Annotated in this window: 14 protein-coding genes and 1 pseudogene; 12 read left to right on the top strand and 3 right to left on the bottom strand. The window is 63.2% G+C overall.

What is annotated here, in order from left to right; genetic code table 11:
* Window positions 1-168: 168 nt before the first annotated feature.
* The 7 genes from CXY73_RS01710 to typA all read left to right on the top strand — a co-directional run bounded on the left by CXY73_RS01710 (window position 169) and on the right by typA (window position 9,994).
* Window positions 169-1,944: an ABC transporter family substrate-binding protein gene (locus tag CXY73_RS01710; RefSeq protein WP_233198075.1), complete on the top strand. Its 1,776-nt coding sequence runs from the start codon at window positions 169-171 to the stop codon at window positions 1,942-1,944.
* A gap of 224 nt (window positions 1,945-2,168) precedes the next feature.
* Complete coding sequence (locus CXY73_RS01705; protein ID WP_104134053.1) at window positions 2,169-3,707, top strand: ABC transporter permease; 1,539 nt, start codon at window positions 2,169-2,171, stop codon at window positions 3,705-3,707.
* Window positions 3,707-4,705, top strand: coding sequence for an ABC transporter permease (locus tag CXY73_RS01700; protein WP_104134052.1), 999 nt, complete (start codon window positions 3,707-3,709; stop codon window positions 4,703-4,705). Before CXY73_RS01705 ends, CXY73_RS01700 begins: the two co-directional genes overlap by 1 nt.
* On the top strand, window positions 4,702-6,480 hold the full coding sequence (locus CXY73_RS01695; RefSeq protein ID WP_104176614.1) for an ABC transporter ATP-binding protein: 1,779 nt from the start codon (window positions 4,702-4,704) through the stop codon (window positions 6,478-6,480). The genes CXY73_RS01700 and CXY73_RS01695 overlap by 4 nt, the downstream gene beginning before the upstream one ends.
* Window positions 6,481-6,546: 66 nt before the next feature.
* Complete coding sequence (locus tag CXY73_RS21345) at window positions 6,547-6,897, top strand: DUF6444 domain-containing protein (RefSeq protein ID WP_146071581.1); 351 nt, start codon at window positions 6,547-6,549, stop codon at window positions 6,895-6,897.
* 696 nt (window positions 6,898-7,593) lie between these two features.
* Entirely contained in the window at window positions 7,594-7,884 is a 291-nt protein-coding gene (locus CXY73_RS01685; RefSeq protein WP_092450278.1) for a transposase, read from the top strand.
* A gap of 199 nt (window positions 7,885-8,083) precedes the next feature.
* Window positions 8,084-9,994, top strand: coding sequence for a translational GTPase TypA (gene typA / locus CXY73_RS01680; RefSeq protein ID WP_104134049.1), 1,911 nt, complete (start codon window positions 8,084-8,086; stop codon window positions 9,992-9,994).
* 214 nt (window positions 9,995-10,208) lie between these two features.
* On the opposite strand, the gene efeB is transcribed toward typA, so the two are convergent.
* The 3 genes from efeB to efeU are packed head-to-tail and all read right to left on the bottom strand — an operon-like array spanning window position 10,209 to window position 13,628.
* The gene (gene efeB / locus CXY73_RS01675; protein WP_369831194.1) at window positions 10,209-11,564 is read right to left on the bottom strand and encodes an iron uptake transporter deferrochelatase/peroxidase subunit; all 1,356 of its coding nucleotides are present in this window, start codon (window positions 11,562-11,564) and stop codon (window positions 10,209-10,211) included.
* On the bottom strand, window positions 11,561-12,730 hold the full coding sequence (gene efeO / locus CXY73_RS01670) for an iron uptake system protein EfeO (protein WP_104176612.1): 1,170 nt from the start codon (window positions 12,728-12,730) through the stop codon (window positions 11,561-11,563). Before efeO ends, efeB begins: the two co-directional genes overlap by 4 nt.
* A gap of 28 nt (window positions 12,731-12,758) precedes the next feature.
* A complete protein-coding gene (gene efeU / locus CXY73_RS01665; RefSeq protein WP_104134047.1) occupies window positions 12,759-13,628 on the bottom strand; it encodes an iron uptake transporter permease EfeU in 870 nt (289 codons plus the stop codon).
* Between the two features lie 148 nt (window positions 13,629-13,776).
* Here efeU and CXY73_RS01660 point away from each other — a divergent pair, with 148 nt between their 5' ends.
* From CXY73_RS01660 to CXY73_RS01640, 5 genes and pseudogenes are all read left to right on the top strand, one after another.
* Window positions 13,777-14,757 carry a DUF6113 family protein gene (locus CXY73_RS01660; protein ID WP_104134046.1) on the top strand — a complete coding sequence of 327 codons (981 nt, stop codon included), beginning with the start codon at window positions 13,777-13,779 and terminating at the stop codon, window positions 14,755-14,757.
* Window positions 14,758-14,793: 36 nt separating this feature from the next.
* Window positions 14,794-15,083 (top strand): annotated as a pseudogene (fdxA, locus tag CXY73_RS01655) (ferredoxin).
* 9 nt (window positions 15,084-15,092) lie between these two features.
* Entirely contained in the window at window positions 15,093-16,235 is a 1,143-nt protein-coding gene (gene dapC, locus CXY73_RS01650; protein WP_104134045.1) for a succinyldiaminopimelate transaminase, read from the top strand.
* A 166-nt stretch (window positions 16,236-16,401) separates the two neighbouring features.
* Window positions 16,402-17,688, top strand: coding sequence for a citrate synthase (locus CXY73_RS01645; protein ID WP_104134055.1), 1,287 nt, complete (start codon window positions 16,402-16,404; stop codon window positions 17,686-17,688).
* A gap of 92 nt (window positions 17,689-17,780) precedes the next feature.
* Window positions 17,781-19,235: a nitronate monooxygenase gene (locus CXY73_RS01640; protein WP_233198074.1), complete on the top strand. Its 1,455-nt coding sequence runs from the start codon at window positions 17,781-17,783 to the stop codon at window positions 19,233-19,235.
* Window positions 19,236-19,347: the final 112 nt, after the last annotated feature.

The following is a 19,347-nucleotide window of genomic DNA, read 5'->3' as shown; positions in this document are numbered from 1 at the left end:
GACGATCAGAGACCGGCTTCACCCACCCTGTACGCGCCATAACCACAACGTAACACGAGAATGCTTAACTGAACGGTATTGGCCCTAGGGTCGAAGCACCACCAGGGCGGCGGCGCGACAAAAAAATGCGCCGCCGTCATTTGCACACACACTGCACAGGAGGAAAATTTGTTCATTTCAACACCACACGTAAAGCGCCTGGCCGTGGCCGGCGCAATAGCGGGTGTCGCTTCGCTTTTCTTGGCGGGTTGCACCACTACTGATGACCTCGAAACGCCCGCGGAGTCCGGCGGAACCGTGCGCATTGCCGAGGTCAACGAGCTCAGCTCGTTCAACACCGGGACGGCAGACGGAAACGTCGACATCAACAACCAGCTTGACTACTTCACCCAGGGGGACTTCTTTCACCTCGACGACACCGCTTCGTTGGTGTATGACGAGGGGTTCGGCACGGTCGAGCTCCTTTCTGAAGACCCGCTGTCGGTCAAGTACACCGTCAATGACGACGTTGTCTGGTCCGACGGGGAATCCATCGACGCCGATGACATGCTCCTTGGCTGGGCCGCGCAGTCCGGCTACTTCGATGACGCCGATGCTGAAGCCACCGTCGGCACGACCTACTTCAGCCCGGCCGGCAGCACGACCGGCCTCGACCAGATGGCGTTCCCCGAGGTCGGAGATGACGGCAAGTCGATCACCGTCACCTACTCCGGTCCCTATGCCGATTGGACGTTGTTCTCACCGATGAGCGTTCCGGCGCACGTGCTGGCCGAGCAGGCCGGCTTCGAGCCGGATGGCATGATCGCTATTCTGGAAGCCGCAACCGAGGGCAACGTCGACGCTCCGGTCGAGACCAACGCAGACCTGCGGGCCGTCGCTGATTTCTGGAACAATGGTTACGCGACTTCGTCGCTCCCGAGCGATTCCTCGTTGTACCTGTCGTCCGGCCCGTTCGTGGTCTCATCGTGGGACCCGGCACAGTCGGTCACTCTCTCCGTCAACGACACCTACACCGGCGACTTGGCGCCTGTCGGCATCGACCAGATCGTCGTGCGGTTCATCGCCGACGCGAACGCTCAGGTTCAGGCGTTGCAGAACGGTGAGGTTGACATCATCAACCCACAGGCATCGGCGGACACGCTGTCGTCGCTTGAGGCTCTCACCGGTGTCAAGGTGCTGACCGGCGATACCGGCAGCTACGACCACGTCGACCTGAACTTTGCCGCCGGTGGAGTTTTCGCCGACGCCAATGTGCGGGAGGCCTTCCTGAAGACCATCCCGCGCGAACAGATTCTCGACGCGATCATTCGCCCGCTCGACCCAGAAGCCGAACTGCTCAACTCTCAGATCTTCTTCCCGGGCGTGAATGGCTACGACGAGGCCACCTCGACCAACGGCTCAGACGCCTACGACACGGTTGACATTTCTGGTGCTACCGCCTTGCTCGCCGGTGCCACACCGACAGTTCGGCTGGCCTACAGCAACGCCAACACCAACAGGGTCGACGCGTTCCTGGCCATTCAGGCTTCGGCTGCTGAAGCCGGTTTCATCGTCGTTGACGGTGGCCTTCCGGCCGACCAGTGGGGCGACGCCCTCGCACTTCCCGAGACCTGGGATGCCTTCATCTTTGGCTGGAGCACCGTCGGTGCTGGAGTGCTCGGCGTTCCTCAGCTGTTCGACTCCGCGTCAGACAGCAACTTCGGTGGCTTCAGTGACCCGGCAGCGGATGCCCTGATGGACCAGCTCCTGGCGACGACCGACGCCGAGACTCAGGTCGAACTGCAGGTTGGGGTGGAGAAGGCGCTCTGGGCGGGTGGTTTCGGACTTCCGATGTACATCCTGCCCGGCGTGATCGCCTTTGGCCCGAACGTCGACGGTATTGAGTACAGCCCTTGGCAGACTGGCCCGATCTGGAACTTCTGGGATTGGACGATGGCTGCGTAACCAGATTCCGGCATCCGTTCGTAGGTAACTAGTGCCACTGAGCTAGCTCAGCGCAGATAACATAGGTGCGTCGGGGATCACGATCCCCGACGCACCTACCTTCCGCTCGTGTTCGACCCCGATCTGACCCGCGCCCTGTGCGGGGTTGCACGTTTCCATGCGTAGACCGACGGACGACAAAGATGTCGCTCCGTCTACCCGGCCAAGCGAGGTTCATTAGAGCAATGTTGAGCTTTATTGTTAGGCGAGTTTTCGTCTCCGCCCTGCTCCTACTCGGAGCATCTTTTATCATGTACATTCTGACGGCGCTCTCGGGCGATCCGCTCGAGGAACTTCGCGGCAGCCGCGACCCCAACCGGGACCTGCTCATTCAGCTGCGTTCCGACCAACTCAACCTCGATGTGCCGGCGCCCTTGCGCTATTTTGGCTGGCTTGCCGGAGCTGCAAAGTGCCTCATCCCGATGGCCAATTCCTGCGATCTAGGCGTGAACATCCTCAACCAGCCGGTCACCGACCTGATCCCGATGGCCCTGGACTCCACGATTCAGCTGATCACGGGCGCCACGCTCCTAGCGATCGTCGTTGGGATCACGATCGGCATCGTCTCGGCCCTGCGACACAACACCGGATTCGACTACTCGGTCACGTTCATCATCTTTCTGCTGTTTTCGATGCCGGCCTTTTGGATCGCTGTCCTGCTCAAGGAATTCCTCGCGATCGGCTTCAACGACTTTCTGGCCCAACCGGTGATCTCCTTGCCAGCCATTCTGGGAATCGCCGTGGTTGCCGGAATCATCTGGCAGGCCATGGTCGCCGGCCCGCGGCGGCGTCGCGTAATCGTCTTTGTCATTTCCGGGCTGGCAACGACCGCACTGCTGGTGTTCTTCAACTTGAGTGACTGGTTCCGCAACCCGGGGCTTGGAGCGGTGATGATCGCCGTATCAGCGTTCGGCATCGCGGTTTTGGTCACCGGGCTCATTGCCGGGTTCAAGGACCGCCGCGCCATGACCACCGCCCTCATTAACGCCGGCCTGGCCGTCATCGCCTACTTCACCCTGCAGAACCTGTTCGACATGTCGAGTTGGGCCACGATCAGCATTCTCGTCGTCGCCACCCTCGTGGTGGGACTGGCCAGCGGATGGCTCGTCGGCGGCGACGATCGCGCCGTCAGCATGCGCATCGGCGCGATTACCGCGGTGTTATCCGGTGGGCTGCTGCTCATTGATCGCTTCATGCAGTCCTGGGCCCTGTACACCGCCGACCGTGCCATCGGTGGTCGTCCCATCGCCACGGTCGGATCGAGCACACCGACGCTGGATGGTGATATCTGGATCATGGGGATCGATACCTTCACGCATTTTCTGCTGCCCACGATTTCGCTCACGCTGATCTCACTGGCCGGTTACACCCGGTACGTTCGCTCCGGCATGCTCGATGTGCTCGACCAGGACTACATCAGAACGGCCCGAGCTAAGGGGCTCGACGAACGAACCGTCATTGTTCGACACGCCTTCCGCAACGCCCTCATCCCGCTCGCGACGCTCGTCGCGGCCGACATCGGCGCCATCATCGGTGGCGCGATCATCACAGAACAGGTGTTTGCCATCAGCGGAATGGGGCAACTTTTCATCCGCTCACTGAGCAACGTCGACCCCAACCCCGTTATGGCCTACTTCGTGGTGGTCTCCATCGTCGCATTGATCGCCAACCTGATCGCCGATCTATCGTATGCGGCGCTTGACCCGAGAGTGAGGACCCACTGATGACGCAGGTGCTCGAGACGGAAAAGAAGACCGAACAGGTCGGTCACAGCCAGGCCCGCCTGATCTTTGGTCGGTTCGTTGAGCACAAAATCGCGCTCGTGTCGATCCTGATCGTCGCGTTCATCACCGTGCTGTCGTGGTCAGTGGTTGGTGTCGGGTCGATACCGGGTTGGTGGCACCTCACCTATAACCAGCTCAACCCGCTCATCGACGGCGGCCGGCCGACTATGTCTGTGGTGCCACAATGGCTCGGGGGTGAGGGCGTCTTTCTCGGCGAGCATCCGTTCGGCCAAGACCGTATTGGCAAGGACTACTTCGCCATGACCATGCGCGGCATACAAAATTCGTTGACGGTCATGTTCATTGTGGGCATCCTGGCCACTGTGATTGGCACCGTCATTGGGGCCGTTGCCGGCTACTATCGCGGCGTCATCGACGCCATCTTGATGAGGTTCACCGACCTCATCATCATCATCCCGGTGATCGTGATCGGCGCCCTCGTCGGCTCGATCGCGAGCACGCTCGGAGGTGCCATCGATGGTCCGGTCATCCTCGGAATTCTCCTCGGCCTGTTCACCTGGACGACTCTGGCTCGACTGGTTCGCGGTGAATTCTTCACCCTGCGGGAGCGCGAGTTCGTCGAGGCCGCTCGCGTTGCGGGGGCATCCGACGCACGCATCATCTTCAAACACATCCTCCCCAACGCCATCGGCGTGGTCATCGTTGCGGCGACGCTGCTGATGGCTGGCGCTATTCTGCTCGAGGTTGCCCTCGGGTTTCTCGGGTTGGGCGTGCGCCCGCCAGACGTGTCGCTCGGACGACTTATCAGCGAAAATCAATCGTCGTTCGCGCATCGGCCTTGGCTGTTCTGGTGGCCGGGCCTGTTCATCATCACGCTCGCCCTCTGCATCAACTTCATTGGCGACGGACTGCGCGACGCGTTCGACCCGCGTCAGCGCCGGTTCCGCCCACGTCGCCAGAAGAAGGTCCTCAAATGACCACTCACATTTCAGTAACCGCTCCTGAGCACGGTACCGCTCCGGTGCTCGAAATGATCAAAGTCGGCGTTGAGTTCGGTGTGGGACGCGACTGGGTGCCGGCGGCGAAGAACCTCTCGTACTCGATCCGGCGCGGTCAGATTCTCGCGGTGGTCGGCGAATCGGGGTCGGGTAAGAGCGCGAGCTCAATGGCCATCCTCGACCTGCTTCCCCGGAACTCCCGGGTGACCGGCAGTATCAAACTCGACGGCGAGGAACTGCGTGGCCTGACCTCCGGCCACATGCGGCAGGTGCGTGGAGCCAAGGTCGCCGCAATCTTCCAGGAGCCCATGACGGCGCTCAACCCGGTGTTCACGATCGGGTTCCAGATCGTTGAGACACTTCGGGTGCACACCGGAATGCGCCCCATTGACGCGCGTGTTCGAGCTATCGAACTGCTCACCATGGTCGAATTGCCCGACCCTGAGAAGGCCTACAACTCCTATCCGCACCAGCTCTCCGGTGGTCAGCGGCAGCGGGCCATGATCGCGCAGGCGTTGTCCTGCGACCCGATGCTGCTCATCGCCGACGAGCCGACTACGGCACTCGACGTCACGGTGCAGGCCGAGATCCTTGAGCTGCTGCGCGACCTGCGCGACAAGCTCAATAGTGCCGTCCTGCTGATCACCCACGACATGGGTGTCGTCGCCGACCTCGCCGACGACATCGTGGTCATGAAAGACGGAGAGATCGTAGAGGCGGGGGAGGTGCATCAGATCTTCTCTGCCCCTAAGCACCCATATACGCGAGCGTTGCTGGCGGCCGTGCCCCGTCTCGGGTTCGGTTTCGGCCCGGACGACGCGACCGGTGCCATCGACGTGTCGGCCGCGCTCATGGAGGCACTGGAACAGGGCCCCGTCACGACCACCGACCGGACCACACGCGCCGACCGGCCGGGATCACCCGACGCAGCCCTGCGTATGGACGATATTTCTGTGGAGTTCGGTCAACGCCGCAAGATCAAGGCGTTCAAGGCCGTTGACCGCGTCTCCCTGAGCATCAGCCCCGGTGAGGTTCTCGGCCTCGTCGGCGAGTCCGGATCAGGCAAAACAACCGTCGGGCGAGCCGCCGTCGGACTGCAGCCCATTTCAGAGGGCTCGCTCATCGTGACCGGACGCGACATTAGCCATGCCTCGAGCAAGGACTTGCGCGGGCTTCGTCGCCGCGTCGGAATCGTGTTCCAGGATCCGTCCTCCTCACTCAATCCGCGCCTCTCCATCGGCGACAGCATTGGTGAGCCGCTCAAGCTCGCGGGTGAAGCGCGCGGAAAGGCTCTCGGCTTGCGGGTCGAGGAGCTCCTGGACAGCGTGCAACTGCCACGGTCGTACCGCAACCGGTACCCGCACGAATTGTCTGGCGGGCAGAAGCAGCGGGTCGGTATCGCCAGGGCTCTAAGCCTGAGCCCGCTCCTGCTGGTCGCTGACGAGCCGACATCCGCTCTGGATGTTTCAGTGCAGGCGACAGTCCTGACACTGCTCAAAGAACTGCAGGAGAGAATGAAATTCGCCTGCCTGTTCATCAGCCACGACCTCGCCGTGATCGACATCATGGCCGACCGCATTGCCGTCATGCACAAGGGGAGGATCGTGGAGACCGGTTCACGTGACGACGTTCTGCGAGCACCGGCGAACCCGTATACCCAGCGACTCATTGCGGCAATTCCCGTGCCGGACCCCGACGCGCAGCGCGATCGACGGCAGCTGCGACTTGCCCTGATGCGCACTGCGGTCGACTGACGGGAGAGCCTCGGCCGGCGGATCCCGGCGGGTTACAAGTCAGGTTCTCTGTGGTGGGTTTTGCAGTTGTCGGCGATTCAAGAATATTTTGGACTTTGTCTCTGCAACGATGACGTCATCGTCAGGGTTCCCCCGCATGGCGAGTTACTTTGCACGGTCGCCGACCTGATGAAAGGAAACGTTGGTGACCAGGCGGAGTTCAAAGCGAGAGTTGATCGATTGGAGAAACGGGTTGATCGTCTCGAGCAAGAGAATGCCACGTTGGGTTCCCGGCTGGATAAGAACTCGATAATCTGCTCGAAACCGCCCAGCACGGACAGCTTCAGCAAGACCGCCAGCAAGGCCCGATCGCTTCGTGAATCTTCCGGTAAACCGCAGAGAAAACAGGGCGGCGGCAGTGGCGCTTCGGGTCGATGACGACAATACCGGCTGGGTTCTCCGCTATAAACCCACCAGCTGCCGCGGCTGTGGGAGTTCATCGCATGGCGTGACCGGGACCATCGCTGCGAAGCGGCAAGTCGTTGACGTCGCGCCGATCAGGGCGGAAACTGTCGAGCACCGACGGATCGAGAAGCTATGCCGGTGTGACATCGTTGCCACGGGCGTGTTCCCGGCTGACGTAAAATGTGCGGTGTCCTACGGAACGAGGGTGCGCGCGGTCTGCGCTTACCTGATCAACGTGCACTATCTGCAGCTGCCCGCACCGCGGCAGTGCTCAACGATCTGTTCCAGAACCCCGTGTTCCATATCGACCCGAAACGGGGACTGGCGGGCATGTTGAACGGTGGGTGCTGCAGTCATTCACCGGGGTAATGGTCCACGACGGGTAGGAGCCCAACAAGACCTTCACCGCCGCAAGCCATGGTTTATGCAACGCCCACCACCTCCGCGAGTTACAGAGAATCACTGAAGACACCCAGAGGCGGGGTGGGCGAAACGGATGAGCGAATTCCTCTTCGCCACGCATCGGCAGGTTGAAGCGGCCAAAGCCCGCAGAGACACCGGCCTCTTGAACGGAGCACTCAAAGCAGTCCGGCAGAGATATGCGGAAATCGTCACGACCGGTGATGAACAGTTCCGGCCCTCGTTCACCCAAAAACCGGGGACCATATCATGCAAGCGGAGCCGCGACGACTGCTCATCAGGTTGGGGCTGCACCAAGCCGACGTGCTGTGCTTCACCACCGACTTCACGGTTTCGTTCGGAAACAATCAGGCCGAACGCGACATCAGAATGGTCAAGTTCCGCCAAAAAATCTCGGGATGTCTACGCTCAATCGCGGGCACAGAACACATCGTGGTCATCCGTTCCGTGATGTCCACGGTCAGGAAACAGGCAGTGATCGAGTTCGAAGTCCTACTCGACGCCCCTACAGGCAACAGCTGGCTCCCCGGTCAGCCCTGACCACGACCGCCTGGCACCAGTCAGAACCCGGCGAGTCAGGGAAACGCAGGGCCTTCTCCAAGAGCGTGACTAGTTACCCCGCCGGAGCGTCGAAACCATACGGTAGGATAGTACTTTGGGTCACATTATGACCCCTGGTATCCATTCTTCGTCGCGCGCGAAACTCTGCGGCACTCATTCTTCGTAAGGATCTATTTTTATGGCGATTGCTACACGCAATAACCTCCGAAATGTTGCAATCGTTGCTCACGTTGACCACGGTAAGACAACCCTGGTCGACGCGATGCTCAAGCAGACCGACTCCTTCGCGGACCACTCCCACGTCGAAGAGCGCGCGATGGACTCGAACGAACTCGAGCGCGAAAAGGGCATCACGATTCTCGCCAAGAACACGGCGGTTTCGTACAAGGGCATCCACGCGACTGAGGGTCCCATCACCATCAACGTGATCGATACCCCGGGCCACGCTGACTTCGGTGGTGAGGTCGAACGTGGCCTGTCCATGGTTGACGGCGTCGTTCTGCTGGTTGACGCCTCAGAGGGTCCGCTGCCGCAGACCCGCTTTGTGCTCCGTAAGGCGCTTGAGGCCAAGCTCCCCGTCATCCTCCTGGTCAACAAGACCGACCGTCCTGACGCGCGCATCGATGAGGTCGTGGCCGAGAGCCAGGACCTGCTCATCGGCCTCGCGAGCGACATGGCCGACGACTTTCCCGACCTTGACCTCGACGCCGTCCTCGACGTTCCCGTCGTCTACGCCTCCGGTCGTAACGGTGCTGCCAGCTGGAATAAGCCAGAAGACGGCACACTGCCCGATAATGACGACCTCGAGCCGTTGTTCGATGCGATCCTTAAGCACATCCCGGCACCGACCTACGATGACACGCACCCCCTTCAGGCGCACGTCACCAACCTCGACGCCTCGCCGTTCCTCGGCCGCCTCGCGCTGCTGCGCATCTTCCAGGGCACCATCAAGAAGGGCCAGACCGTGGCTTGGGTGCAGCAGAACGGCACCGTCAGCAACGTGAAGATCACCGAGCTGCTCATCACCAAGGCGCTTGACCGCTACCCGACCGAGAGCGCCGGCCCCGGCGACATCGTGGCCGTGGCCGGTATCGAGAACATCACCATTGGTGAGACCCTCGCCGACCCAGATGACGTGCGCCCATTGCCGACCATCACGGTCGACGACCCGGCCATCTCGATGACCATCGGTACCAACACCTCGCCGCTCATGGGTAAGGTCAAGGGCCACAAGCTCACCGCCCGCATGGTCAAGGACCGCCTCGACCGCGAACTCGTCGGAAACGTCTCGCTCAAGGTCGTCGACATCGGACGTCCGGACGCCTGGGAGGTGCAGGGTCGTGGAGAACTGGCCCTCGCCATCCTGGTCGAGCAGATGCGCCGCGAGGGCTTCGAACTCACCGTCGGTAAGCCGCAGGTAGTTGTGAAGCGCGTTGACGGCAAGGTGCACGAGCCGTTCGAACACCTCACCATTGACGCTCCCGAAGAGTACCTCGGCGCCATCACGCAGCTGCTCGCCGCCCGCAAGGGTCGCATGGAGAACATGGCGAACCACGGCACCGGCTGGGTTCGCATGGAATTCATCGTTCCGTCGCGCGGCCTGATCGGCTTCCGCACCCAGTTCCTCACCGACACGCGCGGTACCGGTATCGCCAATGCGATCCTGCACGGCTACGAGCCTTGGGCCGGCACTATCAACACCCGCACGAACGGTTCTATCGTGGCCGACCGTTCCGGCGCGGTCACCCCGTTCGCGATCATCAACCTGCAGGAGCGCATGTCGTTCTTCGTGCAGCCGACCTCCGAGGTCTACGAGGGCATGGTCATCGGCGAGAACTCGCGCGCCGACGACATGGACGTGAACATCACCAAGGAAAAGAAACTGACCAACATGCGTCAGTCCAGCTCCGACACGTTCGAGTCGATGACACCGCCCAAGGTGCTTTCGCTCGAGCAGTGCCTCGAATTCGCTCGCGAAGACGAGTGTGTCGAGGTCACCCCGGCCGCAGTGCGTATTCGCAAGGTCGAGCTGACGGCATCCGCTCGCTCACGTCAGGTTTCACGCGTGAAGAAGATGGACGCGAACTAACTCTTACCTGCTTTCTCGCAGAAGCCCTCGCAGCCTCGGCTGCGGGGGCTTCCCGCGTTACCTATCGCCGACCCGGGAGTCACGGTCCCAAAATCGTCGACAAAGCTAAATGGCCCCGAAACTCACCGCTCGGTGGCGTGACGACGTGAGATCACGCGGAGACGCGAGTGCAGCATCCACTTTTTGGGTTTTTGGGTCTTTTGTCTTTGAGTCGTTAGGCGAACAGGGCTGCGCCGACGAAACTACCGTCGGGGATACCGCCGGGAACGGCGAACAGGGCGCTGCCGACGTGCCGAATGTATTCGTTGAGTGCGTCGTGCTTGGCGAGGTTGAGTTGCACCGCAGTGAACTGGGCGGGTGACCGTTGAAAGCTGATGAAGAACAGCCCGGCTTCGAGCCGGCCCAGTTCGTCATTGCCGTCGACGAAGTTGTAGCCGCGGCGCAGTATTTTAATACCCTTGTTCTGGGTCGAATGCGCGAGCCGCACGTGCGCGGCGGCGCTGATGAGCGGCTGGTCTTCCCGCCCGGCCAGAACGAAGTCGGGTTCGGTGAATTCGGTGCCGCCGGAGAGCGGTGCCCCTGACCCCTTGGTGCGACCGAACACGGCCTCTTGCTCGCTCAGAAACGAGCGGTCCCAGGTCTCGATGGTCATGCGGATGCGCCGCGCCACCAGGTAGGAGCCGCCAGCCAGCCATGCCGGGCCGTCGGACACCGACACCCAGACCTGGTCGGTGACGACCTCCGGCTCTTCGGCCTTGATGTTGGAGGTGCCGTCCTTGAAGCCGAACAGGTTGCGCGGGGTGTCCTGGGTCGTTGACGTCGACGAGGTGCGCCCGAAGCCGAGCTGGGACCAGCGCAGGCCAGCCCGTCCGAACGCGATGCGGGACAGGTTGCGAATGGCGTGCACGGCCACCTGGGGGTCGTTCGAGCAGGCCTGGATACACAGGTCGCCGTCGCTTCGGCCCTCGTCGAGGTCGTCGCCGGGAAAGTGCGGAAGCGGTGTCAGCCCGGCCGGCCGGCGGCTGATGATGCCGAAGCGATCGACGCCATCCGCTGTTTCAAACAGGGTCGGGCCGAAACCGAACGTGATGGTGAGGCCAGCCGTTGGCAAGCCTTGCGCCTCGCCAGAATCTTCAGGCGGCGCGTCGTACGGGCCGGAGACCGCGCCATACTCGCCGACGTCTCGGCCAGCGCTCATCGAGGCGGCTGCGATGGTCCAGTCCTGCAGCAGCTCGATCAGCTCGGCGCGCGTGGTGCCGGCGGAGACGTCGAAGGCGGCGAAGTGCAGGCGATCCTGCGCCGGCGTGACGATTCCGGTCTGGTGGCTGCCGTAGAACGGGTAGACCGCTGAAGCGGATGCCGACCCCGATGCCGACGACGACGCCATCGCAGCTCTTTCCCCGGCTACACCGAGCCCGATCCCGGCGACACCGGCCCCGGCGAGGCTGAGGAGCCCGCGCCGCGACAGACCGCGTGCTGACGTGGGCCCGGCGGAAAAGGTATCGCTCGACTCGTTGCCGGATTCGGCCCTATACGGGCGTGAGCTGCTGTTCTTCAGGCTGCGCGTCACAGTACGAGCGCGGCGGTGAGCTGATTCAACGGCTCACCGAGCGCGTTGACCTGGTCGGCGAGGGCGCGAATCTCGGCCGGAGTGAGGTCGGTGTAGAGCTTGAATCCATCGCCGACGCGCTGGGCGTCGAGCAGCGTCTGCAGGGAGGCGAACTCGGTGTCGAGCGAAGCGGCCAGGTCGGGATCCGTCTGCAGCAGAAGTCGGCGCACGCCGTCGTAGAGCACCCTGGCGCCATCGACGTTGGCCTGAAAATCCCAGAGGTCGGTGTGCGACCAGGTCTCTTCTTCACCGGTGACCTTGCCGGTCGCGACCTCATCGAGCAGGCCGATGGCACCGTTGGTCTGCTGCGACAGCGTGAAACTCAGACCCTGTACCTTCGTGTGCAGGGTCTGAGTATCGGCGACGAGCTGCTCGGTGAGGGCTCTGCGCTTATCGGCGCTGTAGGCCTCGAACCCGGCTTCAGCCTCGGCTGGCCAGAGGTCTTTCTCGATCGCGTGCCAGCCGGTCCAGTCCTGGCCTTCTTCGAGGTCGGCCTCGCGCAGGTCGAGCTTGGGGTCGAGATCGCCGAACGATTCGGCGATGGTCTCTACCCGCTCCCAGTGCACGCGAGTCTTCGCGTACAGGCTGCGGGCCGTGTCGTCGTCCCCATTCATATAGGCGGCAGCGAATGAGTCGGTGCCGGTGACGAGCTGGTCGATCTGATCGCTGACGTACACGGCGTAGTCGGAGTTGGCACTGTCGATCTGGGCGGCGCGCTCGACGTCGACGGTGGCAGCGGCATCCGTTTTGGTGGCGGTGAATTCGGCCTTACCGACGCCGTCGCCGGCCATCCCCGGCTTGCAGGCGGTGAAGTATCTGCCGGCGTCGAGCTGCACGACGAGGTCGCGGCTGAGGCCGGGTCCGATGTTCTCCGCCTCGCCGACGATGCGTCGGCCGTCGTCGGCGAGCAGGTAGAACTCGGTCACCTGGTCACCGGAATTGGTGACCGAGAAGCGGATGCTGCCAGCCGGCGCCTCATTCGCTGATACCGCACAATTCGTCGCGCTGCTGTCGACGGTGAGGGCCGTGTGCGAAGCTGCCGGGTTGTTGGCGACGCAGCCGCTGAGCAGGGTGACGCCGAGAACGCCGACGCCGAGCAGGCGGACAGAATGCAAGACATGAGGCATGAAAATCCTTTGGCAGAGAAACGAGAAGTCAGTGCGCGGCAAGCGGAACAGGCGCCGGCGTCTGGAGTGCGGCCTGAACCGGGCGAGGGCTCGTGCGACCGTGGCGGCTCTTTCTGATGAAGAGGGTCAGGGTCGGCACGGCATAGGCCAGCCAGACGAACAGCTCCAGCCAGGTCGTGGCGGGGGAGAAGTTCAGGGTGCCTTTGAGCAGGGTGCCGTACCAGCTGTCCGGCGGAACAGCGGCGCTCACATTGAAGGCGAGGGCGTTCAGGCCGGGCAGAATACCGGCCTCTTGCAGGTCGTGCACGCCGTAGGCGAGCACACCGGCGGCCACGATGATCAGAATGGCCCCGCTATAGGTGAAGAACTTCGAGAGGTTGATCTTGAGCATGCCGGCATAAATCAGAACGCCGAGACCGACCGCCGTCGCGATACCGAGGGCCGCGCCGAGCAGGGGCAGGGTCGTGGCGCCGGTCGCCTGCACGGCCGCCCAGATGAACAGGGCGGTCTCGATGCCTTCCCGGCCGACCGCGAGAAAGGCGACAAGAACGAGGCCGAGGCCGGCGCCGACGAGGTGCTTGTCGATGTTGCCCTGCAGGTGCCCCTTGAGGTCGCGTGCGGTGCGCAGCATCCAGAACACCATCCAGGTCACCAGGCCGGTCGCGACGATCGACAGTACTCCACCGATGGTCTCCTGCGCGGTGAACGAGAGCCCGTAGGTGCCGTAGGTGAGCAGAGCCCCAATGCCGAGGGCGAGGAGCACTGCCAGGCTCACGCCGATCCAGATGCGCGGCAGCACGTCGCGCCGGTTGATCTTCACGACGTAGGCGATGAGGATTGTCACGATCAGCGCGGCCTCAAGGCCTTCGCGCAGGCCGATCAGGTAGTTTGCGAGCACGGGGGTTCCTCATCGGGTTCGGGCGTAAATTTCGGTAAGGCTAACCTTACCGAAACTGACTCTAGCCCGTGGATCGTTACCGTGTCTAGTTACGATTGGACTCGGAACCCGTAATCAACAACCAGCAGAGCAGAAACGGTGCGTGCGCATGATGGTCATGTCCGGCAGCGGTGAGCGGATTCTGTTCGTGCATGACCGACCGGGCGATGAATCCGCGCTGACCGGCGGCACGATCGCCCGATTGCGCGCCGACGGGGCGCGGGTCGTCGTGCTCTACGCCACAGCGTTGACCGAAGCGGATGCCGCGGCGGTGCCGGCCGCACTGGCCGCCCTGGGCGCGCGCAGCTGGCATGAGCTGCGGCACGGGCTGGAGATCAGCAGCGCTCTGCAAAACGAAATTGACGAACTCGGTGCGACTGCCCTGGTCGTTGGCGCCGTCGATAATGCCCTGCGCGAAGCGGCCACCGTTGCCGCACAGGAGGCCGGCCTACCCGTGTTTCTGGCCCGCACGGTGCGACAGTCGCCCGGACAGCGTCTGGTGGCGATCGACGTGGGCGCTCAGCTGGAACAGAAACTGCGGGCGCTGGCGCACTTCCCTGCGCGCTGGAACGTTACCGACCACCTGCGCGCCCTCGCCGACGGCACGACCGACGTGATCACCGACACCGAAACCTTTCTGCAAACGGATGCTCCCCACCCGGCTCCGCCGCCGCCCGCCTCCCGGCCTGCGCGCCTCACGGTCGCGCATCGATCGCTGGCCGGTCTTGGCGGCCTTCTCGTGGGTATCCTTTTTGGCGTGCTGGGAACCATCGCGCACCAGGCCACGCTCACGCTGTTTGACATCGCGTTGCCGATCGGACTGACGATCGCATTCGTGGCGATCGCTGCCCTGCTGCTCGGCCTGCGTCTCGTGATCGGCGACCGGTTCGTGGTTGTGCTGGCAGCTGCCGGGCTGCTGGTGACGATTTTCGTGTTGTCGCTGCGCGGTTCCGGTGGGTCGGTGCTCGTGCCGGCTGGCCTGCCGGGGACCTTGTGGACCGTGGTTCCGGCCTTGATCGCGGCCTTTGTGTTGGCCTGGCCGAAGTTGCCGCCGCGCCGGCGACCGCCGCACCAGAGCTGTGGGGCGTAGAATCAGAAGTCCGCTCTCGAAGGGAATCCCAAGCCTGTGACGTATGTGATCGCTCTTCCGTGCGTCGATGTGAAAGATCGTGCCTGCATCGACGAATGTCCGGTGGACTGCATTTATGAGGGCGAACGCTCNGCGCCTGCGAACCGGTCTGCCCGGTCGAAGCCATCTACTACGAAGACGACCTGCCCGAACAATGGGCCGACTATTACAAGGCCAATGTCGAATTCTTCGACGACCTCGGCTCCCCGGGCGGCGCAGCCAAGGTCGGCGTGCTCGCGAAGGACCACCCCGTCATCTCCGCACTGCCGCCGCAGGTTCAGCACTAAGCGGTCTTCATGCTCAAGCCCCTCCCTGATTACCCCTGGGACCAGATGGTCCCGTTTGCCGCTCAGGCCCGCCAGCACTCCGATGGAATCGTCGACCTCTCGATCGGTTCACCGGTCGACCCCACGCCCGACGTGGTGCAGCAGGCGCTGCGCTCGGCGACGGATGCCCACGCCTACCCGCAAACCGTCGGCACGCCCGCTTTGCAGCAGGCGATCATCGCCTGGTACGCCCGGCGCCGCGGGGTGACCGGCCTGGAGCCGAACAACGTGCTGCCCACGATCGGTTCCAAGGAACTCGTCGCGCTCATGCCGTTCATGCTCGGCCTCGGGGAGGGTGACACGATCGTGCATCCGCTTGCCGCCTACCCGACCTACGCGATCGGCGCCGCCATCGCGGGCGCCACGCCTTTAGCCTCCGACGACCCTGCCGAATGGCCGGACTCGACCAAGTTGATCTGGCTGAACAGCCCGGGCAACCCCGACGGGCGGGTGCTCTCGGTCGACGAGCTGCGCGCCGCCGTCGCCCGCGCGCGCGAACTCGACGCCGTGATCGTGAACGATGAGTGCTACGCCGAACTCGGCTGGGACGCCCCATATGACACCGAGCCGATCCCGAGTATCCTCGACCCCCGCATCATCGATGGGGATCAGCGCAAGATCGTCGCGATCTATTCTCTGAGCAAGCAGTCAAACATGGCCGGGTACCGTGCGGCCTTCGCTGCCGGTGACAGCGACGTGTTGGGCCAGGTGCTCACCGTGCGCAGGCACGCCGGACTCATGCTGCCGGCACCGTTGCAGGCGGCCATGATCGCCGCCCTCGGCGACGACGAGCACGTCGCCGTGCAAAAGGAGCGCTATCGAGCGCGCCGTGCTGTGTTCCGCCCAGCGCTCGAACAGGCCGGTTTTCGAATTGACCGCAGCGAAGCCGGCCTGTATCTGTGGGCGACCGAGGGTCGACCAGCCTGGCAATCTATCGAACGGATGGCCTACCTGGGAATCCTCGCCGGACCCGGCCCGTTCTATGGCGACGTCTACCCCGAGCACCTACGTTTCTCGCTCACCGCGACCGACGAACGCGTCGCCGCTGCCGCCGCTCGCTTGCGCGACTGGCCTGTGGATGATCACCAACGAACCGCCCGAACTCTTGGCTGATGCAACAGTAGGCGGCCGGGCAGATTAGGCTGAAGTGGCGACGGAGTCGACCACGGCAGTAAGTTAAAGTGCCGGCTCAGTGACGCGTCGCCACATTTCATCCGTCAGTGAGAACCGAGGAGGCTCCGTGACCGACGTTGCGCAGCACATTACATCCGGCGAACCGATGAGCGCTGACCCCAACAAGGTCACGCTTACCTTTCCCGGCGGCAGCGCAGAGTTCCCGATCCTGACCAGCGTGGACGGTGTGTCAAGCATCGACATCTCCACCCTGACCAAGAAGACCGGCCTCACCACGCTGGATTACGGTTTCGTGAACACGGCGGCTACCCGCTCCGCGATCACCTACATCGACGGCGATGCCGGCATCTTGCGCTATCGAGGGTATCCGATCGAACAAATCGCTAAGAACTCGAACTTTCTTGAGACCGCCTGGCTGCTCATCTACGGTGAGCTGCCCAGCGCGAGTGAACTGGCCAACTTTGACGATCGCATCCGGCATCACACTCTTTTGCCCGAAGATATGCGCCGCTTCTTCGACTCCCTGCCGCACAAGGCACACCCGATGAGCGTCCTCGCTTCCGGCGTCTCGGCACTGTCTACGTTCTATCAGGATTCGTTGGACCCGAAGGATCCGGAGCAGGTCGAGATCTCGACCATCCGTCTGCTGGCCAAGCTGCCGGTCATGGCCGCCTATGCGCACAAGAAGAGCATCGGACAGGCATTTCTCTACCCCGATAACTCGCTGAGCTTCGTCGACAACTTTCTCAAGCTCAACTTCGGCAACATGGCCGAACCGTACGAGGTTAACCCGGTCGTCAGCAAAGCGCTCGAACGCCTGCTGATGCTGCACGAAGACCATGAGCAGAACGCGAGCACCTCGACAGTGCGTATGGTCGGTTCGACCGAGGCCAACCTGTTCGCGTCTGTTTCGGCCGGAATCAACGCGTTGTTCGGCCCGCTGCACGGTGGCGCCAACGAAGCAGTGCTCGCGATGCTCGGCGAGATTCAGGCATCCGGTCAGGGTGTTGAGAAGTACGTCGAACGCGTCAAGAACAAAGAGCAGGGCGTGAAGCTCATGGGCTTCGGCCACCGGGTCTACAAGAATTACGACCCGCGCGCCACCCTCGTCAAGGAGAGCGCCCACGAGGTGCTTGCCGCTCTCGGTGTCAAGGACGACCTGCTCGACATCGCGCAGGAACTCGAGCACATCGCGCTCAACGACGATTACTTCAAGGCACGTCGTTTGTACCCCAACGTCGATTTCTATACCGGAGTCATCTACAAGGCGATGGGTTTTCCGACCCGTATGTTCACGGTGCTCTTCGCGATTGGGCGGTTGCCCGGCTGGGTCGCGCACTGGCGCGAGATGAACGAGGATCCGGCTACCAAGATCGGTCGCCCGCAGCAGCTCTACGTGGGCTCTCCGGCACGCGACTACCCGATCAGGTAACACCGCGGAACGTATTCGCGAGGTGGAATATGCACCGGAATACGCTACGAGGGGGCCCATAGCCGTGGTGCCCGTTCCTGAAAGGTTGGCCCATGACTCTGCTCGAGACGACTGCGTTTGCGACACCGCGCCCGGCGGCGGCGTTGCCCACCATTATCCAGGGCGGCATGGGCGTTGCCGTCTCCTCGTGGCAGCTCGCCCGGGCGGTGTCCCAGGCGAGGCAGCTCGGTGTCGTGAGCGGTACCGCACTCGATGCAGTCATTGCCCGGCGCCTGCAGGACGGCGACGAGGGTGGACACGTGCGCCGCGCGCTGGCCCACTTCCCGGTGCCGGCGATCGCTAACCGGGTGTTGCAGAAGTACTTTCGGGCCGGGGGTCGCGTTCCCGGAACTCCGTACCTTCCAATCGCCAAGCTCAGCCAGCATCCGCTCGCGAAATCGCTTGAGCTGTGCGTCGTCGCGAATTTTGCCGAGGTCTGGCTGGCCAAAGAAGGCCACGACGGACTCGTTGGGATTAATTTTCTCGAGAAGGTGCAGCTGGCTACGCCAAGCGCGGCCTACGGCGCCATGCTGGCCGGTGTCGATTATGTGCTGATGGGAGCCGGAATCCCCGCGGAAATTCCGGCGCTGCTCACCGGGCTAGCCCGGCACGAGACCCGCTCGCTCGACCTGCACGTCGAGGATTCCACGGCCCGGTACTCCGTCGAGTTCGATCCCGAAGCCCTGACCGGTGGGGGACTGCCCGCACTGCAGCGTCCCCGGTTCCTCGCGATCGTCGCCGCCCATGTGCTCGCCGTTTACCTGACCCGGGAAGTATCGACCCGTCCAGATGGCTTCATTATCGAAGGCCCGCGGGCCGGCGGACATAACGCACCGCCGCGCGGCCGCGGCTCCCTCGACGACGACGGCCAGCCAATCTACGGCCCCCGGGATGACGCCGATCTGGCTAAGGTCGCTGCGGTCGGGCTGCCGTTTTGGGTAGCTGGCGGCTACGGCACGCCCGAGCGCGTCGCTGACGCCCGCGCGCTCGGCGCCGCCGGCGTTCAGGTTGGCACACTCTTTGCACTCTCAGCCGAGTCAGGCCTCGACGAGACCCTGCGTGCACAGCTGCTCGACGATCAAGGGGGCCCCGGGCTGCAGATTCGAACCGACCCGCTCGCGTCCTCGACGGGTTTCCCCTTCAAGGTCGTGACGCTACCCGGAACCCTGTCCGATGCCACCGTGTACGAAGAGCGGCCGCGCCTTTGCGACCTCGGGTACCTTCGAGTGCCCTACGAACGCACGCCCGGAGTGCTCGGCTATCGGTGCCCGGCCGAACCGGTTGCGACTTTTGTGCGGAAGGGCGGCTCCGCCGAGGAGGCTGCGGGCCGCAAATGCCTCTGCAACGCACTCACCGCCAACGTTGGACTCGGCCAGACCCGGCGCGACGGATACGAGGAACTACCTCTGGTCACGCTCGGCACCGACCTGGACGGGGTCACTGCCTTGCTCGCCGCGCACCCCGGGGGTTGGTCCGCAGCTGAAGCGGTCGCGTACCTCGAGGCTTAGTCGCGACCGGGAGACTGCGCGCCAACCCTGGCCGCCGTAACTGGGGTTAGCAGCCGGGGCCGTGGGGGTTGGCGTGGCAGTCTTTGGCGACGAGGACGGTGGATTCGTTGGT

It is taken from the genome of Cryobacterium sp. Y50 (assembly GCF_002929805.1).
GTDB lineage: Bacteria > Actinomycetota > Actinomycetes > Actinomycetales > Microbacteriaceae > Cryobacterium.
Note: the sequence above shows the minus strand (reverse complement) of the source record. Positions and strands in the feature narration are given on the sequence as shown.